Source organism: Fischerella muscicola PCC 7414 (genome assembly GCF_000317205.1).
Lineage (GTDB): Bacteria > Cyanobacteriota > Cyanobacteriia > Cyanobacteriales > Nostocaceae > Fischerella > Fischerella muscicola.
Genome location: NZ_AJLK01000150.1, coordinates 19930 through 42467, shown reverse-complemented (window position 1 = coordinate 42467; position 22538 = coordinate 19930). Strand labels below are relative to the sequence as shown.

Annotated in this window: 21 protein-coding genes and 1 pseudogene; 10 read left to right on the top strand and 12 right to left on the bottom strand. The window is 43.2% G+C overall.

The window, feature by feature from the left end:
* Window positions 1-17: 17 nt before the first annotated feature.
* The 7 genes from UYI_RS0123210 to UYI_RS0123180 form a co-directional block, all read right to left on the bottom strand.
* Window positions 18-215 carry a DUF6887 family protein gene (locus UYI_RS0123210; protein ID WP_016869064.1) on the bottom strand — a complete coding sequence of 66 codons (198 nt, stop codon included), beginning with the start codon at window positions 213-215 and terminating at the stop codon, window positions 18-20.
* Complete coding sequence (locus UYI_RS0123205; protein WP_016869063.1) at window positions 212-400, bottom strand: DUF6888 family protein; 189 nt, start codon at window positions 398-400, stop codon at window positions 212-214. The genes UYI_RS0123210 and UYI_RS0123205 overlap by 4 nt, the downstream gene beginning before the upstream one ends.
* Window positions 401-491: 91 nt before the next feature.
* Window positions 492-1442, bottom strand: coding sequence for an AAA family ATPase (locus UYI_RS0123200; protein WP_016869062.1), 951 nt, complete (start codon window positions 1440-1442; stop codon window positions 492-494).
* An 839-nt stretch (window positions 1443-2281) separates the two neighbouring features.
* A complete protein-coding gene (locus tag UYI_RS0123195; protein ID WP_016869061.1) occupies window positions 2282-3379 on the bottom strand; it encodes a DUF4350 domain-containing protein in 1098 nt (365 codons plus the stop codon).
* A 6-nt stretch (window positions 3380-3385) separates the two neighbouring features.
* Window positions 3386-3988 carry a DUF4129 domain-containing protein gene (locus UYI_RS0123190; protein WP_016869060.1) on the bottom strand — a complete coding sequence of 201 codons (603 nt, stop codon included), beginning with the start codon at window positions 3986-3988 and terminating at the stop codon, window positions 3386-3388.
* A gap of 165 nt (window positions 3989-4153) precedes the next feature.
* Window positions 4154-4597 carry a hypothetical protein gene (locus UYI_RS0123185; RefSeq protein ID WP_016869059.1) on the bottom strand — a complete coding sequence of 148 codons (444 nt, stop codon included), beginning with the start codon at window positions 4595-4597 and terminating at the stop codon, window positions 4154-4156.
* An 83-nt stretch (window positions 4598-4680) separates the two neighbouring features.
* Entirely contained in the window at window positions 4681-7683 is a 3003-nt protein-coding gene (locus UYI_RS0123180; RefSeq protein WP_016869058.1) for a valine--tRNA ligase, read from the bottom strand.
* Window positions 7684-7745: 62 nt separating this feature from the next.
* Here UYI_RS0123180 and UYI_RS0123175 point away from each other — a divergent pair, with 62 nt between their 5' ends.
* The 8 genes and pseudogenes from UYI_RS0123175 (at window position 7746) to UYI_RS0123145 (ending at window position 13603) form a co-directional block, all read left to right on the top strand.
* Window positions 7746-8168 carry a GxxExxY protein gene (locus tag UYI_RS0123175; RefSeq protein ID WP_016869057.1) on the top strand — a complete coding sequence of 141 codons (423 nt, stop codon included), beginning with the start codon at window positions 7746-7748 and terminating at the stop codon, window positions 8166-8168.
* A 120-nt stretch (window positions 8169-8288) separates the two neighbouring features.
* A complete protein-coding gene (locus UYI_RS37125) occupies window positions 8289-8576 on the top strand; it encodes a hypothetical protein (RefSeq protein ID WP_146007595.1) in 288 nt (95 codons plus the stop codon).
* Window positions 8577-8589: 13 nt separating this feature from the next.
* Window positions 8590-9849 carry a glutathionylspermidine synthase family protein gene (locus UYI_RS0123170; protein ID WP_016869056.1) on the top strand — a complete coding sequence of 420 codons (1260 nt, stop codon included), beginning with the start codon at window positions 8590-8592 and terminating at the stop codon, window positions 9847-9849.
* 392 nt (window positions 9850-10241) lie between these two features.
* Window positions 10242-10562, top strand: a pseudogene (locus UYI_RS0123165) (MFS transporter); the annotation flags it as partial.
* A 74-nt stretch (window positions 10563-10636) separates the two neighbouring features.
* Window positions 10637-11602 carry an N-acetylglucosamine kinase gene (locus UYI_RS0123160; RefSeq protein ID WP_016869054.1) on the top strand — a complete coding sequence of 322 codons (966 nt, stop codon included), beginning with the start codon at window positions 10637-10639 and terminating at the stop codon, window positions 11600-11602.
* A gap of 126 nt (window positions 11603-11728) precedes the next feature.
* The gene (locus UYI_RS0123155) at window positions 11729-12109 is read left to right on the top strand and encodes a hypothetical protein (protein WP_016869053.1); all 381 of its coding nucleotides are present in this window, start codon (window positions 11729-11731) and stop codon (window positions 12107-12109) included.
* 125 nt (window positions 12110-12234) lie between these two features.
* A complete protein-coding gene (locus tag UYI_RS0123150) occupies window positions 12235-12729 on the top strand; it encodes a hypothetical protein (RefSeq protein WP_016869052.1) in 495 nt (164 codons plus the stop codon).
* A 94-nt stretch (window positions 12730-12823) separates the two neighbouring features.
* Window positions 12824-13603, top strand: coding sequence for a photosystem II S4 domain protein (locus UYI_RS0123145; protein ID WP_016869051.1), 780 nt, complete (start codon window positions 12824-12826; stop codon window positions 13601-13603).
* 78 nt (window positions 13604-13681) lie between these two features.
* Here UYI_RS0123145 and UYI_RS0123140 read toward each other — a convergent pair whose 3' ends face one another.
* Window positions 13682-14458, bottom strand: coding sequence for an SDR family NAD(P)-dependent oxidoreductase (locus UYI_RS0123140; RefSeq protein WP_016869050.1), 777 nt, complete (start codon window positions 14456-14458; stop codon window positions 13682-13684).
* A 219-nt stretch (window positions 14459-14677) separates the two neighbouring features.
* On the bottom strand, window positions 14678-14941 hold the full coding sequence (locus UYI_RS0123135) for a hypothetical protein (protein ID WP_016869049.1): 264 nt from the start codon (window positions 14939-14941) through the stop codon (window positions 14678-14680).
* 180 nt (window positions 14942-15121) lie between these two features.
* Here UYI_RS0123135 and UYI_RS38435 point away from each other — a divergent pair, with 180 nt between their 5' ends.
* Window positions 15122-15304, top strand: a complete 183-nt coding sequence (locus UYI_RS38435) for a hypothetical protein (protein WP_157226381.1) — start codon at window positions 15122-15124, stop codon at window positions 15302-15304.
* Between the two features lie 101 nt (window positions 15305-15405).
* Here UYI_RS38435 and UYI_RS0123125 read toward each other — a convergent pair whose 3' ends face one another.
* On the bottom strand, window positions 15406-17001 hold the full coding sequence (locus UYI_RS0123125; protein ID WP_016869047.1) for a mechanosensitive ion channel family protein: 1596 nt from the start codon (window positions 16999-17001) through the stop codon (window positions 15406-15408).
* Window positions 17002-17487: 486 nt separating this feature from the next.
* Here UYI_RS0123125 and ahcY point away from each other — a divergent pair, with 486 nt between their 5' ends.
* Window positions 17488-18765 carry an adenosylhomocysteinase gene (gene ahcY, locus UYI_RS0123120; RefSeq protein ID WP_016869046.1) on the top strand — a complete coding sequence of 426 codons (1278 nt, stop codon included), beginning with the start codon at window positions 17488-17490 and terminating at the stop codon, window positions 18763-18765.
* 323 nt (window positions 18766-19088) lie between these two features.
* Here ahcY and UYI_RS40050 read toward each other — a convergent pair whose 3' ends face one another.
* A complete protein-coding gene (locus UYI_RS40050; protein ID WP_016869045.1) occupies window positions 19089-21998 on the bottom strand; it encodes a PAS domain-containing protein in 2910 nt (969 codons plus the stop codon).
* The gene (locus UYI_RS0123110; protein ID WP_373278966.1) at window positions 21995-22297 is read right to left on the bottom strand and encodes a helix-turn-helix domain-containing protein; all 303 of its coding nucleotides are present in this window, start codon (window positions 22295-22297) and stop codon (window positions 21995-21997) included. The genes UYI_RS40050 and UYI_RS0123110 overlap by 4 nt, the downstream gene beginning before the upstream one ends.
* Window positions 22298-22538: the final 241 nt, after the last annotated feature.

The window sequence follows — 22538 nt, the reverse complement described above, 5'->3', positions numbered from 1 at the left end:
ATATGCGGAGATTAGGGTTAGTCGGTTCGGGATGTCTGATTGTCTTCCCTTTCTCGAATCAATTGCTCTAATTGCTCCATTGAAGTAACAATCACTCCAGGTTGCTGTTTCATTCTATCCACATAAGCATAGAAAGCTTCCAAATCATCCCGATGGGCAAGTACATATGCTCTCAATTCTTGTTTTGTCATTTGGCTGAAATCTGGTTTTGTCATAACCAAATCACTTCTCCATTTGGTTTGATCTGCGCTTCAATTGAATCGTTAGCTAGTATGTAGATACTTCCATCACGCTCATCTAGCCTGACTAAGTCTATCCGTTTATAAACTCTTGTCAATTGAGCGCAGACGATAATTGCAGCTATTGCCTGCTTAGGCGTTGGCTCTACTGGTTTCTTCATTATCGCCTTCTATTCAGTTTTAACGGTTGCAAATTAATAAATCCCCATCAGGGATTGAAACCAGAACTTCAAGCAAATCCAACTCAAATAATTACCTTGGTACTGGCACTTTATTAAGTATTGAAGCGATCGCTGCATCAATTTGCAAACCATCTAACAGTGCTTCTGGTTTCAACAGCAAACGATGACGCAACAGTGGAGTTGCAACAGTTTTGACATCATCGGGAGTAACAAAATCCCTACCTGCTAAGTATGCCGTTGCTTGTGCTGTCACAAACCAAGAAGTAGCAGCGCGGGGTGATGCACCCAAAGCTAAATCTGGGTGCTGTCGCGATGTTCTTACCAATGCCAAAAGATAATCTATGATTGCTTCCGAAACTTGGACTTGTTTGACTTCTTGCCGCGCCTGTAATATTTCTGCTACATTTGCCACTGGTTTAAGGCTAGCAATATCTAAGCGTCGTGCTGCAAACCCCGCCTGTCGATTTAGTAACATTTGTTTTTCTGCTACTTCATCTGGGTAATCAACCACTAGCTTGAATATAAATCTGTCTAGTTGTGCTTCTGGTAAAGGATAAGTACCCTCAAACTCCAAAGGGTTTTGTGTGGCGATTACCCAAAATAAATCTGGTAGTGGCAAACTTTCACCATCCAGCGTTACCTGCATTTCTTCCATTGCTTCTAGTAGCGCCGCCTGGGTTTTGGGGGGAGTGCGGTTAATTTCGTCTGCTAACAGCACTTCAGTAAACACTGGCCCCTTTTTCAGGGTAAAACTGCGACTATTTAAGTCAAAAATATTTGTACCAGTAATATCTGCGGGTAAGACATCCGGCGTGAGTTGGATACGACGAAACTCCGCTTGGATGATCTGTGCCAAAACTTTTACCAGGAGTGTTTTACCAGTTCCTGGCACACCTTCCAAAATTACGTGTCCACCTGCCAGCAGTGCAATGAGTAGCTGTTGTACAATGCCAGACTGCCCAACAATGACTCGGTTTAAAGCTTGACTAAGGCGATTAAATACAGTGTGGGTTTCGCTCATTTTTTTAATTGTTAGTTGTTAGTGGTTAGTAGTTAGTGGTTAATAGGGATACACAGCTAGCTGTGCGTCCCTACAGTGGATAGTGATAAATAGAATAACCAACTACCAACCAAAACTATTAACCAACCTTTATAGTCATTTTTTTACTTAATGCACAGTTACCGAATTTAGACAATAAATTATATAGCGGTTTGCAATGAAATTTGAGACATCGTAGACGCGTAGCGGCTTAAGGCAGGGTACACCGATGCACACAGATACACACTGATGAAGTAGAAATGCAATTAATCACACAGATGTGATTAATCGTGTTTCTAGCCATGTAAGCTAGAAGTGGTATACCCAGCCAACACCTAACATAAATACCTACGAATCATCTATCTGTGTCTATCTGTGTTCATCGCCTTGCACGGTGTTCGATTTCTCTAAACCTCAATTTTGTTTACAGCCTCAATTTACTTCTAATGTGAATTGAACAAGCAACATAAGGTTTTTTGGCAATTGTCCAGTTTTATTTTGTTTAACGTAGACGCGCAAGCGGTGAGGGGGTCGCAGTCTTGGACGCCACGTGACGCCACGTGCTACAACTGTTGGAACCCCCAAGGGCGCAGTGGCTCCTTTATGCCGGGAGAAGAGTCCACCGCAGTGGCGCAGCTTCCCGTCACGTAGACGCGCTCATGGGCTTAAGGTAAGGGTATGCGAACCCCCGTACACGGGCGAAGCCCGGCTTCAAGGTAGAGTACCCGTAGGGCTTCCCGTAGGGTACACAGATAAACACAGATGAACACTGATAGATTATTTGTATCGCTTCTCTAGAAACTAATGATTAATTCACATAACTAAGCATTATTTTTCATTCTCCTTAGGGTTTGCCACTTTCCTAACCAACTAATCAACTCTCGTTCACTCATGCGACGCTTTGGAGATTGTTGCAAAACAGCATCAAGTTCTGCTGTTGCAGTGCGAATTTGTTGCTGCCAGGTATTGACTAAAGTTTGTCTATCTAGTAAATCTGACCCTAAACCTAAGGTTTTTTGTAGTTGTAACTGTTCTTCTTTGCCGATCATTTCTACCAAAAAATCGGTGGATTGGACCTTATGCAGTACTCCAGCTAGTGCTTGAATATAAGCTTCGCTATTATCTAGTTCTGGTGTCTCCAAAGCTACAGGCTTACCAAAGCGGCGATTATGGGCCCAAATTAACACTAATAGTAAGATACATACCTGAATAAATGCTGGCAATAATGGGGTTTTAGCTAAATAACTAAACAAATCCCCTTCCCCTTGACTTTTTCTGACTTCGGGATCTTTATAACCGTGAATATACTCATCCACAAATAATAAGTTACCTTTTTGGCTAACCAAGCTGGCTAAATACTGGAAATTACTGGGATAATCTTGGTAGGCATTCGCAGCTAAATAGGGAGTAGTAGAAAAAATTATTTTGCCTTTACCACGCTTTTCTTCCCAAACAACAGCACCAAAGCGATCGCCTAAAGAAATTTTTTCCTGATCAGATATGGACGCCAATCGTCGTCGTGTTTCAATTTTGACATCGCCAAAGGGCGAATTTTGCATGGTGCTAAAGTTGGCTGCTGTTACCCGTTCACGCACACCCAAAACTACCAGAGTATTGCCTGCTTCCACCCATTCTCTTTCTTGGGATAATAGAACCGGGTGGTTTAGTTGGCTGTAAATTTGCAACAGTGTTACAGGACGTTTTTCTTTCTTTAATTCATCAAAAGGCTTTTGCCAGCGCTTGATTGTTGTTCCACGGTCTTGCATAAAAGCATACCAGGCTCCGTAACCATCAGGAGCAAGACCATAAGTAGAACCACTGTTAATTTTGCTATTACTGGGAGCAGCAATGATGGTTAGTAAAATTAATACTGCAATAGCGATCGCACCTAGCCAGATTAGGCGATTTGAAGGTTTCATCTAATACTATTCTTGAAAGATTTCCCGATATGCTTGCTGACAATGCTCGTAATTTTCAGCAAGCATCTCAGCATCACTAAAGCATAACTGCTCATGAGTTGTAATTAGAGTTTCATAGGGCTGGATTTGGGGACATGACAAGCGCAAAAGTTGTAAATACTCGCCATCGGTACGGCTTTTTTTATGGGGTAGAATACCTTTTTCGTGCAAGTGCTGTAACATCACTAAGTAAAGATAGCGACAAGCATCACGGTAGTTTCCCTGTCGGTAAAATTCTTGCGATCGCGTCAATAATTTTGCTGCTGACAACTCAACGTTTGCTGTTTGGCAAGCAGAGTTAGAACTACTACCTCCAGCTAGTCTGGAATATAAATAAGGACTAAATTCTCGCCACAACCACCAGACTAGCCAAACCACAAATACACCGACTCCCAGCCACAACAGAAACTTTAAGAGCGAGATAAACCAAGAATCAATCGACCAGCCAGAAGGCAATTCTGGTAGTGTGGGATTAAGACGAGACCACTGATATTCCAGCCATTCTCCAATTTGTTGCTGAAATTGAGAACTCTGCCAACCTAAACTTGTTTTTTCAAATTCTGTAGTCATTTGTCAATGGTCAATGGTCAATTGTCAATTGTCATTTGTTAGTGGTTAGTAGTTAGTGGTCAAAAGTCATTGGTCATTTGTTACTATTTATTCTCCTCCCACTCCCCATCACCCCATCACCCCATCACCCCATCACCCCATCACCCCATCTCCCATCCCCAATCCCTACTCCCCAGGATTATCACCTTTATTGACCAGGTTTTTTTCTCGTTTCAGACTTTCTTCGAGGGCTTGAATTTGTTCTCGACGTGCTTCTAATTCCAGGGTACGACGTGCTAAATCTTGGTTTTGCAAAGTCAAACTTTGCCGCCACTGTTCAGCCCTTTCTGCTTCTTGGCGCAAAAAATCTGGAGTAATACCAGTGGTGAGGTAAGTACCTATTAAATCCAGTACCCAGTTAGTAGCTTCTTCTATTCTTTCTATATCACCTGTGGGAGAAAGCTCGACTAAAACAAGCAATTTTTCTGTCAGAGTCTTGCCCTTTCCCAGGAGAATAAAAGCTTCTTCTGGGATTCTCACCCATATATTTTGAGCTTCCTGACGTGCTAATAAATGTAACTGGAACTGGTCTAAAAATTCGTTTTTGTGTACTTGGGCTAGATATAACATGACTTTAGAAAAATTATGAATTACGAATTATGAATTATCAATGATTAGAAATTTCATAATTTATAATTCATAATTCTTTATTGTTATGCTAGCTGACGCAAGCGATCGCGCAAAATTTCAGCTTGTTTTTGAGCTTCTGCTAAAGCGTCTCGTGTTTCCTGTACCACATTGGGCGGGGCTTGTTCGACAAACTTAGGATTACTTAACCTACCAGTTAGGGATTTAATCTCTCCTTCCAGCTTTGTCAGGCGCTTTTGCAGTTTGGCTACATAAGCATCTATATCTACCACGCCAGCCAGGGGAAGTAGAACCTGTACTGTACCAACCACACCTGCGATCGCTTTTTCTGGTGCGTGTGGTTGTGGTGATACTTCCAATGATGCCATTTGCTCAGCACTTGGTTTGAACAATTGTTGCCAGAATTTTTGTCTAGCCTCAGCAGACAGTAAATTTTGGCTAACAAACCACGTTGCATAACCAAAACCTACAACTTCAAAGAAACTTCCCAGCAAGGGAATATCATCAACCGCATCAGCGATCGCTAAACCAAGTCGGAAAAAGTAGATTACTGCAATAATTAAGGCGATATTCTTCCAACCAATCCGGGGTTTTTCTGCTTGTTGCTTACTCTCACCAGCAGTAATTGTTAAATTCTCTACCTTCGCCAAATCTTGAATGTAAGATTGTCCGGCAGTGAGAATTTGCCTTTCCTTGTCGCTGTCGGTTTGCAAGTTGAGATTTACTCTTGCCCCTGGTTTCACATCGGCTTCGGCGCGCAAGTTGCGAATGCTGCGGATTGTACTAATTAACAGTTCAAACTGTTCTTCTAAACCAGAGTCTATAAAATTTGTCTGTGCCTCTGGATACAATTGCAGAGATAAACTTTGCTTAGTCTCTGCCCCTTGTTGAGTGAGAGTGTGCCAAATTTCTTCCGTAATGTGAGGCATAAAAGGACTAAGCAGTTTCAAAATCCCTTCCAGCACGTATGCCAGAGTTTGTTGTGCTACCCGCCGCGATGCCGGATCAGCATTCTTTTGCAGGCGAGATTTGACGAGTTCAATATACCAGTCGCAAAAATCACCCCAGATGAACTCATACAGACCCTTAGCAGCTTCACCCAGACCGTAATTATCCAGATAATTCCGGGTTTGCTGAACAACACGATGGTAACGCGAAAGAATCCAGCGATCGCTTAACTCTGTAGGATTTGGTTCACCCAACTGCTGCGGCGTCTGTCCATCCAAATTCATCATCACAAACCGCGCCGCATTCCACAGCTTATTGGCAAAGTTGCGGGACGCTTCCACCGACGGCGACTCATCCGTCTTACGGTTGTAGTCCATGCGGATATCTTGACCCGCACCAGCTACTTCCTTAATCATCGTGTAGCGTAGGGCATCCGTACCGTACTTCTCAATCAAAATCAACGGGTCAATACCATTACCCTTACTCTTAGACTGCTTTTGACCATTTTCATCCAATACCAACCCGTGGATGTAAACATCCTTAAACGGCATTTGCCCAGTAAAATGTCCTGCCATCATCGTCATTCTGGCAACCCAGAAAAAGATAATGTCAAAACCAGTAACCAAAGTACTAGTAGGGTAATAAGTCGCTAAATCCGGGGTTTGTTCCGGCCATCCCAAAGTGGAAAACGGCCAAAGTCCAGCAGAAAACCAAGTATCCAGTACATCTGGATCTTGTTCTATCTTGACATTTTCGCCAAATTGTGCTATCAACTTTTCTCGTGCTTCTGCCTCACTCCGCGCCACCACAAACGGCGTGTTATCGGTAATTTCGCCACCCGTTTCACTCACAGCGTACCAAGCCGGAATTTGGTGTCCCCACCACAATTGCCGGGAAATACACCAATCTTTCAGTTTCACCAACCAATCACGGTAAACCTTAGTCCAGCGTTGAGGCACAAACCGGGGCGAATTTTTCTGGTCGAGGAAATCCAGCGCCCGGTCTGCTAGCGGGCGAATTTTGACAAACCACTGGGTTGAAAGCAACGGTTCCACAGGCACTTTACCACGCTCACTATAAGGAACCGAATGCTTATAATCTTCCACCTTCACCAGAAAACCGTCTGCTTCTAAACGAGCAACCACATTCTTTCTCGCAACAAAGCGGTCTTGCCCTTGAAACTCGCCGGCATTCTCATTGAGAGAGCCGTCCTTATTCATAATATTGATAAACGGCAGACTGTGACGTTTGCCCATTTCAAAATCATTCGGATCATGGGCAGGAGTCACCTTCACACAACCAGTCCCAAAAGTCGGGTCAACCAACTCATCGCCAATAATCGGAATTTCCCGATTCATAATAGGCAACGTGAGAGTCTTGCCAATCAAATGCTGATAGCGTTCATCATTGGGATTCACCGCCACCGCCGTATCACCCAGCATAGTTTCTGGTCGAGTCGTCGCCACCTCCACATAACCAGAACCATCAGTCAACGGATAGCGGAAGTGCCAAAGATGACCATCAACTTCTTTGGCATCCACTTCCAAATCAGAAACAGCTGATTGTGACTCTGGACACCAGTTGACTAAAAACTTGCCACGATAAATAAGCCCTTCTTCGTAGAGACGGTTAAAAGCTTCCAAAACAGCTTTGGTTAAACCTGCATCCAGGGTAAAGCGTTCCCGCGACCAATCTACCGACACACCCAAGCGTCGCAGTTGATTGACAATAGTCCCCCCAGATTCTGCCTTCCACTGCCAAGCTCGTTCTAGAAACTTCTCGCGTCCCAATTCATAGCGAGTTTTGCCCTCTGCCTTGAGTTGCTTTTCCAGCATTGTCTGGACGGCGATACTGGCGTGGTCAGTTCCGGGGAGATAGAGAGCATTATCTCCTTTCATGCGGTGATAGCGCACGAGGGTATCAATCAAACTATTGTCAAAAGCGTGACCCATGTGCAGGCTACCGGTGACGTTGGGCGGTGGGATGACGATGCAGTAGGGTTCACCGCCTGCGTGGGGGTCGGCTTTGTAGGTTTGATTTTCTTCCCAAAATTTTTGCCATTTGGCTTCGGTGGTAAAGGGATCGTATCGATCAGGGAGATTAGTAATTGTTGCGGTCATGCTGGGAAAACTAAGTGCGGAAGGACTTTAATAAATTTTGCCACAGGGTTGGAGGGTGTTTTATGGAAATGAACCGCAGAGGCGCAGAGGGCGCAGAGAAAAGAGAGTTAGGAGAGGAGATGAGTCGGCTGACGGGAATGGTAATTGGTGCAGCGATTGAGGTGCATCGGTTATTGGGACCGGGGTTTTTGGAGTCGGTGTATCACCAAGCTTTAAGGTTTGAGTTTGAGATGCGGGGGATACCTCACAAGTTTAAGCACCCTGTAGCAGTTAAATATAAAAATCATCAAGTTGGCGAGGGCGAATTAGATTTTCTCGTTGGTGATGTCCTAATCGTTGAACTGAAAGCTGTAGAAAGGTTAGCGCCAATTCACGAAGCACAAGTCATGTCTTACTTAAAAATGACCAAAAACTCACTCGGTCTACTCATCAACTTTAACGTTCCCCTCCTCAAAGAAGGTATAAAACGCATCATCCTCTCCTAAATCTCTTTTCTCTGTGTTCTCTGCGTTTCTGCGGTTCATTAAAAAATAACACTATAAAGCGAAATCTACCCCCAACCCTTGTATTTATTTATTGATCAATTTCTACCTTATACCCAGAGCATGAAACTGAAACCTAGCTTATTCCAACTCATCGTTGTCTTAATGACAGTATCACTACTGGCTTCCTGTACCACAAGCTCAAATACAAATCAGTCATACTGCAATAATCCGCAACAATCTACACAGCAAGCTGATGACTGTGATGATGACTCTGGTAGTCATAGCAGCAGTCGCCATCGTTCTAGCACTTACAGAAGCAAGTCTGGTACTTCCACGACAAAGAGCAACTCTAAAGTAGGGCGTGGTGGTTTTGGTAGTTTCGGTAGTGGTAGTCGGGTGAGTGGATAAAGTGAGTAGTGTGATGAATATTTTTGATTGTCCCCAACGCGATCGCTTGTTTCGTTCGATGAAAATGGGTTGGTATAATGTTTGCCCAATTGATGAAACAACAGGTATGCTGTTGACTGAGCAAGCAAGTCCTTATGCTCTTTATCATTGTCAGCAAGTTTCGCCGCAAACTATCAGGGAAATTAAACAAGCTTCGGAAGCGGTTGGTAGTGTACTGATGCAAGCTTGGTCGGTGATTCGCAATCTTGATGAGGAAGCGTTACTTTATTATGGCTTTCCCCAAGAAAGTATCAGGTTGGTGAAGTATGATGCGCTTGCACCTTTTTGTATGCGGCTTGATTGGTGCTGGAATGAACAAACTGGGGTGAAGAAGGTTGTGGAAACTAATCCCCAAACGCCGAGTTTTTGGTTTGAATGTACGGTGGGGAATCATAGGGTTGCGGAACATTTTGGCTTGCGATCGCCTGATGTAAATGCTCACGATACGCTACAATTTACACTCAATCAGCATATAAAAAGGGCAGCAGTATTTTTAGATAAACCGCTTGAGGAATGTGAAGTTGTTTTTACTACTTTAAATAATGCTGAAGATTTAGGAACGATGCAATGGTTGAGTGGTTATGTGCATCGAAGTACTATTATGCCGCTGGAATATTTGCGAATTCAAGATGGCAAATGTTTATTTGACCAGAGAACTGGCAAGCCTGTAGATATATTATTCATGTGGTATCCGGTAGAATGGGCAATCCATGATACTGATGAAAATGGCGAAATATTATGGCCGGCTTTGGAAAAGTTGATTTTGCAGATAAAGGTTGTGATTGTAAATTTTGGTTCTGCGTTTGCATTGCAACCAAAGAGTGTATTTGCTTTAATTTCTGATTTGGGCTTGAATTTTTTTTGTGGTAAAGATGCAGAGACAATTTTTGAATATTTTCCCAAGACTTCATTGAATGCAAATGATATAGGAGATTCCTATTTTGCTAAACCTATTTTAGGTAGGGAAGGTGAAGGTGGATTTGCTGTTAATTCTGGAAAAATAGTTGCAAAAAGTAGCAGTAATAATCTGTGGTACACGGAACAAACTTATGTTTACCAAGAGTTATTAGAGTTTCCCAAGGTAGAAATTGTTGGCGAACCTATGACTACGGTTTGGGGTGCTTGGTTATATAACAATGGCTATGACAAGTTTGTTGCTGGTGGTTTAGGAATGCGTGTTTCTGAGGGAGAAATTACAGATAATATTGCCTATTGGTGTCCAGTTGGGTGTTAATAAACCACAGAGACACAGAGGACGCAGAGGAAGGAGAATGGAGAAAGTATATTCGTTGGTGTTATGAATTTCTATATAAATTTTCTCCAAAACAGTGTCAAATAGATTAGATATCTTGCAAAAATCAGGAGAATTATTAATTACGAACACTTTCTTGAAAAGCTTTGAGGTTCCCTCCGGGACGCTGCTTTGTAGACGCGTAGACGCGAAGCCGCAAAGCGTCTACAAACTTTTCGCAGATGGACACAGATGGATATAGATTTTATCGGTGTTTATCGGTGTTCATCGGTGTTCGTTTTTTGAAAATAGACTTTTGCAAGAGGTCTATTATCCTCTCTTCTTAACTTCTCTCTGAGTTCTCTGTACCTCTACGGTTCGATTTATGAAACATCAATTTGTATCTCCCTTATATGGCTTATCATCAACCTTCACTCAGTTTAGTATATCCTTTAGTTTCTTTGGAGCAATTTGGTTATGGTTTTGGATTTACGGCTTTTAGCGTTTATTTAATGTATATTTCTCAAGGTGAATATAAGACTTCTCATTTTGCTATTTCAACTGGCATCATGGCTTTGGGTATGATGTTACCAGGAATTATTAGTGGTTATCTTCAACAGTTTTTTGGGTATCCATTATTTTTTATCTTGGTTTGTATATTAACTATTCCTGGTATGATTTCTATGCTATTTATTCCTTTAAATGAAGAAAAATAGTATAGTATTTTAGGTGGGAGAGGCGATCGCATTCTTCATTCCATATTATTTTTACAATCCTAATCTAAAATAATATGAGCTATGTTTTAGGAATAGATGGTGGTGGCAGTAAGACGATTTGTGTCTTAATGAATCATCAAGGAGAAGTAGTAGGTCGTGGAGAAGCTGGTGCATCGAATTATCAGATTATTGGGGTTGAAGCAGCTATCACATCAATTCAAACTGCAATGATCGCCGCCTTAAATTTAACTGATCCAATTACGGTCGAAGCTATTTGTCTAGGACTAGCAGGTGTAGGTCGTGCCGCTGATATCGAAATTATTAAAGGTATATTAGAATATTTGCAAAATAGCGGCTATATTCCTGTTATTTGGTCATTAAAATCATCTAATATCATCATCACCAATGATGCTTTGATCGCCTTAGTTGGGGGAATTGGTAATGATGTAGGAATTGTCGTTGCAGCTGGAACTGGTTCAATAGTTTTGGGACGAAATCAGCAAGGAGTTACTAAAAGAGTCGGGGGTTGGGGTTATCTTTTAGGCGATGAAGGAAGTGCTTATAAAATTGCTATTGCTGGTATGCAAGCAGCGTTAAAATATTATGACGGACGTGAGATCAAAACTAGAATTTTGGCAGATTTAAAGCAGCATCTTTGTTTAGCAAGTATTGAAGATTTAATTGAAGTAGTATACCGACGTGGTTGGGGTGTTAAAGAAATAGCAGCTTTAGCACCAATTGTGGATCATGCCGCAGCTGTAGCAGATGAAGTTGCAAATCAAATTATTGACGGTGCTGTTCAAGAGTTAGTCAAAGCAACTTCTACAATAGTTAACGCTATTTTTAGTCCCGGCGAAGTTTTTGAAATCGTCACAACCGGAAGTATATGGCAAGGTAGATGCAATATGTATGAAAGATTTTCAGCATCTATGAGCAATAAATTTTCTTCGGCCAAAGTTATTTTGCCAAGATATGAACCTGCTTACGGTGCTGGCTTGTTAGCGTTGAAGAGTTTGGCGGGGGAAAGGGAAAATAGATGAATTGATGAGCAACTACCTAATTAATTAAAAATTATTGATTATAAATTACTTGCGATTAATTATGCAGTCAAATTTGGAATAACATACACTGAGTGGTCAGTCCCTCGGCTAGGAAAAAGTATAACTATGACAAAAGTCACAGCGCAAGAAATAGCACAGTTTCGCTCTCAGCTAGCAGAAAACCCTACGGTGATGGAAGCACTGGATGTCATTGAGGATTGTGAAGGTGATTTGGAAGATGCAACAATGACATTAGCCATTCGAGCCGGACAACAACCAGAAACAGGTAACTCAGAGTGGTTGGATGCTTTGGCGAAAAAGTGGCGTGCTGTGATCTGTGAGCAAGGATTTCGCGAAGATTTGCTTCAAGGTTCAGTCCAAGGGATGATGGCACAGTTAAAAACAATATCCACATTTCCGCAAATTTTAGGAACACCAGTTTTGATGTATGTCCTTAAACAAGGCGTTAATACTTTTTGTGAACCACTAGATGAAGTGTTAGAGTAAGGGTCATTGTTGGTTGTTGTTTTTTGTTTGTTCCAATCAACCACCAACTACTAACCACTAACTAATCACCACTGATACCCTGTTAAATAGGGCAAATTTTACTTGAGACGACTATTGTTATATCAATGAATTACCTTATTGCCGTATTAGCAGACCGTATTCAAGCCGAATCAGCTTACTTAGCCTTAGAAAAAGAAGGCATAAAAGGTACAATTCTCGGTAAGGGTTATAAAAGTGCTGATGAATTTGGCTTAATTGACCCCAAAGAAGTTGCTCAAAAGCAAGCAAGACTGATGGCTTTCTGGCTGATACCTTTTGGATTTTTTGCAGGAGCTACTTTTAACATCATTACAGGGTTAGATACCTTTGCCTGGGCGGGTGAAATCGGCAATCATGTTGTTGCAGGGTTGCTGGGCGCTGGAAGTGGGGCTTTGGGTAGTGTATTTGTTGGTGGAGGAATAGGTCTAATTGCTGGTAGCGGCGACGCTTTACCTTACCGCAATCGCTTGAATGAAGGTAAATACTTAATAGTGGTGCAAGGTTCAGATAGTGTTCACCGTCAAGCAACTCGGATTTTACGTCAGTTTGAGCCTGAAAATATTCAAGGTTATAAAGAGTAGTTTTAGTTGTTTGTTGTTTGTTGTTTAGAAAAATAACCAACTATCAACTACCAACTATCAACTACCAACCACCAACCACCAAAAGAATGAAATAATGCTACCAAGGGAAGAACTTTTAAAAGGTATTGAAAATAGAGATACGGTTGCTCGTGTCATTGATCAAGCTGAGCAAGCGATTAAAACTTGGGAAGTAGTTTTGACTCATTTTCTTTCTCCCCCAGAGTTAGCAGAAATTCAACGGGTATTTAGTCGGTTAACTGAGGTGCAGTTATTAGCGTGGGGAGGATACCCGCAAGCTGAACGTCAAAGAATGGCGATCGCACGCTCGGAACTTTCTTTAGATTTATCTCAAGTTGCGATCGCAGCACTAGATATTGCTGGAAATTTTCTGTTTGATACTGCCAATCACCGCGACTTTTTAGGCGCAATGTTGGGAACTGGTATTAACCGCGAAAAGACGGGGGATATTATTGTTCTGGGTGAACGAGGAGCGCAGGCGATTGTTGTACCGGAATTGGTAGAATTTTTAGAAATGAACCTCAAGCAGGTACGTTCAGTTCCTGTCAAAACTCAACGCATTGATTTAAGCGAGTTAAAAGTACGAGAACCGAAGAAAAAAGAATTAACTACTGTTGAAGCTTCCTTAAGATTGGATGCGATCGCCTCAGCCGGATTTGGCATGTCCCGCAGTAAAATGGTGGAGTTAATTGATGGTGGTGATGTACGCGTCAATTGGAAAGAAATCACTCAAGCTAGTTCTCAAGTCAAAACAGGCGATTTAATTGCCATTCGTGGTAAAGGACGTTTAGAAGTTGGAGATATTGCTGTTACCAAAAAAGACAGATATCGTGTGCAATTGACTCGTTATATGTAGTTGTTGGTTGGTTGTTAGTTGTTGTTTGGAAGAATCAACAATCAACTACCAACTACCAACAATCAACTACCAACACCTTCACGCTTTAAACTGCTTTTCCAAAAGATTTAACAAAGTCTCACGTGGGACTACACCAGCTACTTTGGTAATGAAGTGAGTAGAAAATCCGCCAATTACAACAGTAGAATCTCCCCTTGCTAATGCTTTGAGGGTTTCTTTCACGACTTGTTCTGAAGTTGAAATTTGAGTATTTTTGCTTGCAAGAGTTAATGGGAACTTTGCTTCTGTAAAAAAGTTTGTTTCTGTTGGCCCTGGACAAGAAACTAAGATGCGAATGCCATATTGACGATTTTCTGCCCACAATGCTTCACTAAAATGACGTACAAAAGCTTTGCTAGCAGAATAAACAGAAAGATATGGTATCGGTTGAAATGCAGCTAAAGAAGAAACATTAATGATGCTACCAGAACGGCGCTGTCGCATCAGTGGTAAAAATTTATGGGTTAAATCTACTAATGCCAAGATATTTAATTGTATCATTTTAATTTGCCGCTCTTCATCTGTTTCGGCAAAGTCTCCGTAGTCTCCAAAAGCAGCATTATTAATTAATAAATCAATTGTCAATTCTTTTTCTTTGGTAAACTCAAAGACAGCATTAGTAGCACTTAACTCTGTCAAATCTTTAGCTATTACATCAACTTGAATTTCATGTTTTTGCTTTAATTGGTTTGCTAATTCGTTTAATTTCTCTTCTGAACGAGCGACAAGAACAAGATTATAATTTTGTGCAGCTAACTCCTCAGCAAAGGCTCTGCCAATACCAGCGGAGGCTCCTGTAATTAAAGCAGTCGGCATTTTAAATAAAACGATAATTTTTAATTATTTTATATATACTAACAACACTTGCTTGATATTTAACCTGTCCAGAGTCAGAAGCCGAAAAACTCAAAAGCAAGCTGAAGTAATATATATAATTTTGTCGCTGTTCACAGGAACAATAAATTTTCGTGTCCTTAATATTCTAGACACAATCCCTACCTAACCTTCGGTATAGGTAGGGTAGTTCAATTTTGACTATGCTACTTCCCTTAGTTGTGGTTTTTCGTTCACCTCTGAAACATTTAAAGATAATTGTTCGGCCTGAACTACAGTTGCTTGTTCTAAAACTTTTACTTCGATATTCACACTCACCAAATAACTACCTGTGTCAGCACCAACAGCCTCAGCTACAAGTTTGGCAATATCTGGACGCTTGGCTGTTAGTGGATCACGTAGAATACACCGATCCCAGTCATGTTTAGCAGTTGGATTGAGGCTGAGAATATAGTGCTTAATCATATGGCAAATCCTTGACCCATCTCCAGAAGTCTGTCTAGTTGGAGAAAACGGGAAAGGGAAAAGGTAAAGGGATTTAAAATCCTTACCCCTTTGTCCTTTCCACATTTCACTTTGTGAATCCTTTTTTATTATAGTACATGAGTACTATAAATAAACTAGGGGAGTTGGGGGAGTGTGTAGATGCACCTTCTTCGGCTTCCCGTAGGATGGAGTGTGAGGGGTGTGGGAGGAGTAAGTATTAAACAACTACTAACCACCAACAATCAACAATCAACAATCAACCACCAACCACCAACCACCAACCACCAACCACCAACCACCAACCACCAACCACCCTTCGGGTTCGCCAGTCCCCCATCGTGACGGAGACCGCCTTTTTGGGGGGCTGGTCTCACCAACCACCAACAATCAACAATCAACAATCAACCACCAACCACCAACCACCAACAATCAACCACCAACCACTACTGATGACCATTGACTTTTGACTCTTGACCCCTGACTCTAGAATCTGAACTAACTAACAGTTGAGCATCGTTTACCCAGATGGCTTGTTGGGGGACAGGAATAGAAATTCCGGCATGATCGAAGGCGATTTTGAGACGGCGGCGAAACTCTCGCGCTACGTCCCATTGCTTGAGTGGCTGGGTTTTGATCCAGACACGAATTAATAAACCGCGATCGCCAAAGTTATCTATCCCCAAAACCTGGGGTGTTTCAACGATTTGATGTTGCCAATTGGGGTCTTCATCCATTTCGATGGCGACTTTCTTAATTAAATTCAAAGCCTCGTCAATATCAGTTTTGTAGTCAACTGGAATTGTTAAATCAGCGCGTGACCAACGACTAGAGAGGTTCGCAACGATTTTAATTTCACTGTTGGGAATGGTGATTAAGCGTCCTTCTGCATCTCGAACTTGAGTCATCCGCAAATTCAGATTTTCTACTAAACCTCCCACAGTCCCCACAGAAATGACATCACCTAAAGCGTACTGGTCTTCTAGGATGATCAAAAAGCCGTTAATCGCATCTTTGATCAAGTTTTGGGAAGCGAGAGATACAGCCACACCAACTAAACCTGCACCCGCTAGCAAAGGAACGACATCTATACCTAAGGCCAGCAGCGCACATAGAATACCCACCCCTGCACAAACGATTGTAACTATACTTTTTGTGACACCAGAAATAGTAGAAACTCGTAGTTGTAGACGTTCGGAAGTTTCTGGAGTCAGTAAAGCACTACTACTGACAAAAGCAGAGGTGAAGCGATCAATAAGTACATAGCTAAGACGCACCGATACATAAGTTGCAATTGCTACAGCACCTAAGATCACCGGATATTGTAAACCGAGGAAAATTCCTAACTGGAGCGATCGCGTATAGGGAAACAAACCCAGGATAAATAATCCTCCGCCTCCCCAAATACCTACTTGAGCGATCTGATACAGCCGTTTTGTGACTTCTTGGATATGGCGTTGTTGCTGTTGATTTAGCTGTGTCGTAATTGGTCTAGCTGTTGGTGAAGCGGTAGAAGCTAGTTGCTGTTGGATAAAAGTCCTTTGTGAGCGGTTTTTCCAACGAGTAAGTCCCCAACTAATGACAAGGATGCTTAGTCCACATCCAACAGCAATTGCACCCTGGCGGACTAAAAACTCTGGTTCCCGCTCTTGTTTTGCCTGTTCTAGTTGTTCTTCTAAGCTTTGGGAGATTTGATTTGCTAATGTCGAAGCATCTACCTGTCGCAGTCTGGCATCTTGGTCAGTAATAGTCATTAACTGTCGGTTGTTGACATAAATTACTGGCAATCCGTTTTCAGACTTAACTTGCACATCTAGTTTTGCATCCGGATTTTGAAAGTATTCTTGACTAATTTGATCGACTTTTTGTTGGATATTCTCTAAACGCTCCGTAATATTCGCTCTTGGTGCGGTGATCTGAAATAAACGCTTACCATCCAAATAAACCCAGCCTGTAACTGTTCTGCTATCCGATTCACTACTCCGCAAATTCGGGGGTTGCAGGTTGGGTATAAAGGGAATCTGCGCTGTAGCTTGTGGCATTACTCCAACAGTGACGACTATTGAAGAGAAAGCGATCGCTACGAATCGAGAGCGCAATGGATACCTCCTTTATCAGTGAACAGTGAACAGTGGACAGTGAACAGTAATCAGTAACCAGTGAGTAATTTAATTTGATAACTGATAACTGATAGCTGATAACTGATCACTGATTAAATTCATACTGCCAAATCTGTTTCAGTGATTATACCTGTCTACTGTTGAGTATTTACCCCTATTTACTTTAGAAGAAGTTTATTCTTTTTTCAAAATTATTTTTGAGCTACGCAAGCTCAACGGCTGAAAAGGGAAGAAGGAAAAGGTATTAAGGACAAGGGGGACACGGGAGAAAATAAACTACCAATCCCCAATCCCCAAAACCTGAATTTAAAACTAAAAATTCTGGTTGAATCCGCCAGTCTTGGAATAATCTAGTAGAGTGCGTAAAAATTTACGTAACTTTATTACTTTGAATAGAGGAACTATTTAATGACCGCAACATCTCCCCGATTAAAGCACGAGGTTAAAGACCTCGCCCTCGCTCCCTTGGGAAGACAGCGCATTGAATGGGCAGGACGTGAGATGCCAGTTTTACGGCAGATTCGCGATCGCTTTGCTCAAGAAAAGCCCTTTGCAGGCATTCGCCTTGTAGCTTGCTGCCATGTCACAACTGAGACAGCAAATTTGGCAATTGCCCTGAAAGCTGGTGGTGCAGATGCTGTGTTGATTGCCAGCAACCCCCTCTCCACCCAAGATGACGTAGCTGCTTGCCTCGTCACTGACTACGAAATTCCCGTCTTTGCGATTAAAGGCGAAGATAACGAAACTTATAATCGCCACGTCCAAATTGCTTTAGACCACCGTCCCAACATTATTATTGATGACGGTTGTGATGTAGTTGCCACCCTCGTACAAGAACGCCAAGAGCAACTGGCAGACATCATTGGTACAACAGAAGAAACCACCACAGGCATTGTGCGGTTGCGTGCTATGTTCAAAGATGGCGTTCTCAGCTTCCCCGCTGTGAATGTGAATGACGCCGACACCAAGCACTTCTTTGACAACCGCTACGGTACAGGACAATCAACCCTGGACGGGATCATCCGCGCTACAAACATCCTGCTAGCTGGTAAAACTTTGGTTGTTGTTGGTTACGGCTGGTGTGGTAAAGGTACAGCCCTGCGCGCCCGGGGACTAGGTGCGAACGTAATTGTTACCGAAATTGACCCCATCAAAGCGATCGAAGCTGTAATGGATGGTTTCCGCGTCCTGCCAATGGCAGAAGCAGCACCGCTAGGTGACTTGTTTATTACCGTTACTGGTAACAAGCACGTGATTCGCGGCGAACATTTCGACGTAATGAAAGATGGTGCGATCGTCTGTAACTCTGGTCACTTTGATATTGAAATTGACCTGAAAGCTTTAGGCGCTAAAGCCACAGAAGTCAAGACAGTCCGCCCTTTCACCGAAGAATACCGCCTACAAAACGGCAAGTCAGTTGTAGTTTTGGGTGAAGGACGCTTGATTAACCTTGCTGCTGCCGAAGGACATCCCAGTGCAGTAATGGACATGAGTTTTGCTAACCAAGCTCTTGGTTGCGAATACCTCGTGAAGAATAAAGGCAAGCTAGAACCCGGTATTCACGCCATTCCTACCGAAGTAGACCAAGAAATTGCCCGGTTGAAATTACAGGCAATGGGAATTAAAATAGACACCCTGACACCAGAACAAATCGAGTACATCAATTCTTGGACTTCTGGAACCTAATCTTTACCGATAATTTACCAAAAGTCATCGAAGAAAAGCTTAAGCTATAGCTAGGTTTTCTAAGGCTATTGCCTTGGGGTAGGCACACCGCCTATCCCTTTTTTTATTGGTTGGTTGGGGGTTGGGGGTTGGTTGTTGGTTGTTGTTTTGTAAATTGGTTAAAGTTTGGGTACACGACACTGGGAGGCTTCGCCTCTAGTGAGAATATAGGTAATAGGCAGAAAAAAATCGGCTCACGTAAATAAACAAGAGTGTAACACACTGGGCAGTACTCACCCTATAGTAAAGAAAACTCTTGCTAGCTTCTTCCGAAAAGTATTGCCTCACTTCTGATTTACCAAAGTGGCGATCGCACTCACCAGCACTTCTGGCTCTACAGGTTTAGGAATATGTTGTTGAAATCCAGCCTTTAGAGCTTTTTGTTGGTCATATTCCCCGGCATAGGCAGTGAGGGCGATCGCACTCACAGTCCAGACAAAATCAATGATCCTGCCGCTTTGATCACGCACGCTATCGAGAATGGTGAAGGCATCGAGGGAGAGTTCTTGACTGATGCGGAAGCGTTCTTCGCTGCGGCGTAGGGCTTGTTCAGTTCGTTTGCGATCGCTAATATCAATAAAAGTGTTAACAGCACCAATAATCTCCTGCTTCTCGTTCCATAAAGGCGCTGCACTCACCAGTATGTCATAGTAACTACCATCCCGACGAACCATACGTGTTTCAAAGCCATTGCTAACTTCTCCCCGCAAGGCTTTGGAGATGGCGTAACTTTCTAGAGGAATGAGATTTCCATCAGTATCATAAGCAGTGCCCCAATCCAGCAAGTTGAGATCGAGGGTTGTACCGTCTGGGTCTTGCTGTGCCAGTCGTCTGGCTTCCTTATTGACAAAAGTCAGCTTTCCTGTTGCGTCACACACGATAATGCCATCGGCTGCCTGACGCAAAATGGTTTCTAGTAATGTTCGTTGTTCTCTGAGGGCAACTTCTTTTTGGATGCGCTGAGTGATGTCTGCAAATCCTCCAATCACACCTCTGACATTGCCCTGCTCATCCAGTAACGGGGAAGCGTAACACAGCAGCTTGATCACGGTTCCGTCGGGATGTACAATGTCTACCACTTCATCCCGCACGACTGTGTTGTGAAATGCCGCATACTGCATAGGCAAGTCTGCGGTGGCTATCTCTTGATCATCCCGGTAAATGCGATACACAGGGCGTTCTTCGGGCGGCGCACATTGGGAGGCGTTGGCATCGACTGGAAGGCGAATCAGTTCAGATAGGTAGGAATTAACGCGAATTATGCGGCACTCTGGGTCTTGGGAGATCGCCACGCCAACAGGTAGCAAATCAAACAGAGTTTCTAGTTCGTTGAGGCGGTGGGTGAGTTGCTGATTAAGCTGTTGAATTTCGGCTTCTGTCTGCTTGCGATCAGTAATTTCAGCAATAAAAACCGTTAGTCCATTAGGCGAGGGGTAGACCCGGTGTTCATACCAACGATTCCAGGTGACGTAGAGATACTCAAACTGGAGGGGTGCTTGCTCACTCATTGCCCGCTGGAATTGAAAATAAATATCGGTATCAACGGCATCAGCAAACAAGTCCCAAATGCTTTTACCTAAAAGAGCTTCCCGCTCCATCCTAGCCATTTCACAGTAGCGATCATTGACGTAGGTATAACGCCAGTGGCGATCGAGTGTATAAAACCCGTCACTGATGCTTGACAAAATGGTTTCGACAGTTTGCTTGGCGCTTTCTGCTTCGAGTCGTAGTGCCTGCTCTTTTTGTGCTGTTTCTCGCCGCAGTTGAGCTAGTTTCAAGTTTGCTTCCACTCGCGCCAGTAATTCCCGGGCAGAAAAGGGCTTTGTCAAGTAGTCGTCTGCTCCTGCCTCTAATCCCTCGATCGCTGAGCGAAACACGCTGGCTAATTCTGCGGTGTATGCGGCTAAATCGGTCGGTTCATAAACCGCTTGCACCCGTCCGGCTTCGATCCGCGAGAAATCTAGTAGTGTGTTGACTAGTTTTAGTAACCGTAATGAGTTGCGATGGATGAGTTCAATTTGCTGATGTTGTTCGGGTGGAATCACGCCCTCGTTTGCCAACAACTCTTCTAACGGACTCAACATCAGCGTTAGCGGCGTGCGAAATTCGTGGGAAACATTACTGAAAAATGTAGTTTTGGCCCGATCAAGTTCTGCTAATGCTTCCGCTCGTTTGCGTTCTTCTTCGTAGGCGCGGGCACTGGCGATCGCGTTGGCAATATGCCCCGTTGTCATCTCTAAAAATTGCATTTGATCTTCATCTAAAGCCCGATAGGGATTGGCTCCCAGTACCAGCACCCCCACCATTGAATCTTGGGTTGAAGCTCGAATCGGCAGGGCGATCACTTGCTGAAGAGGAAGGTGTGAGGGTCCCACTGGGAAATCTCCCCAATATTGGGTCAGATTCTCTAATACAAACAGTTCGTTGCTTTTTACGACACAAGCAAGTGCTTGTGTCAACGGATCGCTCGGTTGAGTCAGGTCGAGTTCTGCTGGGGCAATCACAGGCTGAATTTGAGCAGGAGTTTGTGTTTGTAAGGTTGCCTGGGTTGCTTCAGAATTCAACAGATAAAGCAGGGCAAGAGGAATGTCAGATGAGTTTTCGCAAAGGGTCTGGATCGCCTTTTGACAAGCTTGCTCGACCGTTTTGGATTGCCCAGTTTGAGCAGCTAAATTCCGTAAGGTGGCTAATCGACGTTCTCCTACAACTCGCTGGGTTGTTTCAGCAACTGCTGTAAAGGCTCCCCCCACTTCTCCTGTTTCCAAAAAAATTGGGCTGTAGGAATAGGTGAAGTAGGCTTCCTCGGTATATCCGTAGCGATAGACTAATAACAGCTGATCATCAGACCAGGTTGCTTTGCCAGTTGTGAGGACGCTGCGTAGTTGTGTGCCAACAATGTCCCAAATTTCTGACCAAACTTCCTGTCCTGGTTTGCCCAATGCTTGCGGATGTTTGTTGCCTAAAATCGGTCGCCATGCATCGTTATAAAGTAGGGTCAACTCTTCACCCCACCAAATCACCATCGGAAAGCGCGAGTTCAAACAAATATTGGCCGCAATCTTCAAACTCTGCGACCAATGTTCTACAGGGCCGAGGGGCGTTTTTGACCAGTCGTGCGATCGCATTAACTGAGCCATCTCACTGTCACCCGCGAAAATTTCTTCACTAATCGCCCCTGGTTGCGCTGCACTCATGATTCTGACTTATCTTCTGGAAAATATTTTGTTCGCAATGCCTCGCCGCGATCGCCTAACTGTTGCAGTAAAATCTCAATTTGCTTCAATGCTAGAGGCGAAGGTGTAGCGTGTCCATTCTCCCAACGATTAATCGTGGGAAAGGTCATCCCTAATTCCTGAGCAAATTTTTCTTGGGATAAGTTCATCGCTTGCCGCAGTTCTCGAACAAGTTTGCCAATCATCGGTTGCTCTGCACTCAGCCTTTTTACCTTCAGAGCCATTGCAAAAACAGGTATAAAGAGCTTTATATCTATCATTTGTAGTTAGATATAATGCGATGTCTATCTACCCAAAGATAGACAATAGATAGAAAACTTGAGCGATCGCCAAAAATTACAAGCTAGAACCCCAGGGGGAATTGCGTACAACCAGGGCATAAGAAATAGACGTAGACGCGCTCATAGACTTCCGTAAGGTACACTCATGGCACACAGATGGATTATGGGTTTGCTGTTAGGTTTCATCCCTGATCACTATTTTCAAGACAGCCCGCCGTAG

Excerpts from the sequence above, each read along its gene's own strand:
- UYI_RS0123180 (WP_016869058.1), bottom strand. The coding sequence starts at position 7,683 with ATGACCGCAACAATTACTAATCTCCCTGATCGATACGATCCCTTTACC.
- UYI_RS0123150 (WP_016869052.1), top strand. The coding sequence starts at position 12,235 with ATGAATTACCTTATTGCCGTATTAGCAGACCGTATTCAAGCCGAATCA.
- UYI_RS0123110 (WP_373278966.1), bottom strand. The coding sequence starts at position 22,297 with ATGATAGATATAAAGCTCTTTATACCTGTTTTTGCAATGGCTCTGAAG.
- UYI_RS0123160 (WP_016869054.1), top strand. The coding sequence starts at position 10,637 with ATGAGCTATGTTTTAGGAATAGATGGTGGTGGCAGTAAGACGATTTGT.
- UYI_RS0123205 (WP_016869063.1), bottom strand. The coding sequence starts at position 400 with ATGAAGAAACCAGTAGAGCCAACGCCTAAGCAGGCAATAGCTGCAATT.
- UYI_RS37125 (WP_146007595.1), top strand. The coding sequence starts at position 8,289 with ATGAAACTGAAACCTAGCTTATTCCAACTCATCGTTGTCTTAATGACA.
- UYI_RS0123170 (WP_016869056.1), top strand. The coding sequence starts at position 8,590 with ATGAATATTTTTGATTGTCCCCAACGCGATCGCTTGTTTCGTTCGATG.
- UYI_RS0123200 (WP_016869062.1), bottom strand. The coding sequence starts at position 1,442 with ATGAGCGAAACCCACACTGTATTTAATCGCCTTAGTCAAGCTTTAAAC.
- UYI_RS0123140 (WP_016869050.1), bottom strand. The coding sequence starts at position 14,458 with ATGCCGACTGCTTTAATTACAGGAGCCTCCGCTGGTATTGGCAGAGCC.
- UYI_RS0123145 (WP_016869051.1), top strand. The coding sequence starts at position 12,824 with ATGCTACCAAGGGAAGAACTTTTAAAAGGTATTGAAAATAGAGATACG.
- UYI_RS0123210 (WP_016869064.1), bottom strand. The coding sequence starts at position 215 with ATGACAAAACCAGATTTCAGCCAAATGACAAAACAAGAATTGAGAGCA.
- UYI_RS0123185 (WP_016869059.1), bottom strand. The coding sequence starts at position 4,597 with ATGTTATATCTAGCCCAAGTACACAAAAACGAATTTTTAGACCAGTTC.
- UYI_RS38435 (WP_157226381.1), top strand. The coding sequence starts at position 15,122 with ATGCACCTTCTTCGGCTTCCCGTAGGATGGAGTGTGAGGGGTGTGGGA.
- UYI_RS0123195 (WP_016869061.1), bottom strand. The coding sequence starts at position 3,379 with ATGAAACCTTCAAATCGCCTAATCTGGCTAGGTGCGATCGCTATTGCA.
- UYI_RS0123190 (WP_016869060.1), bottom strand. The coding sequence starts at position 3,988 with ATGACTACAGAATTTGAAAAAACAAGTTTAGGTTGGCAGAGTTCTCAA.
- ahcY (WP_016869046.1), top strand. The coding sequence starts at position 17,488 with ATGACCGCAACATCTCCCCGATTAAAGCACGAGGTTAAAGACCTCGCC.
- UYI_RS0123175 (WP_016869057.1), top strand. The coding sequence starts at position 7,746 with ATGGAAATGAACCGCAGAGGCGCAGAGGGCGCAGAGAAAAGAGAGTTA.
- UYI_RS40050 (WP_016869045.1), bottom strand. The coding sequence starts at position 21,998 with ATGAGTGCAGCGCAACCAGGGGCGATTAGTGAAGAAATTTTCGCGGGT.
- UYI_RS0123125 (WP_016869047.1), bottom strand. The coding sequence starts at position 17,001 with ATGCCACAAGCTACAGCGCAGATTCCCTTTATACCCAACCTGCAACCC.
- UYI_RS0123135 (WP_016869049.1), bottom strand. The coding sequence starts at position 14,941 with ATGATTAAGCACTATATTCTCAGCCTCAATCCAACTGCTAAACATGAC.
- UYI_RS0123155 (WP_016869053.1), top strand. The coding sequence starts at position 11,729 with ATGACAAAAGTCACAGCGCAAGAAATAGCACAGTTTCGCTCTCAGCTA.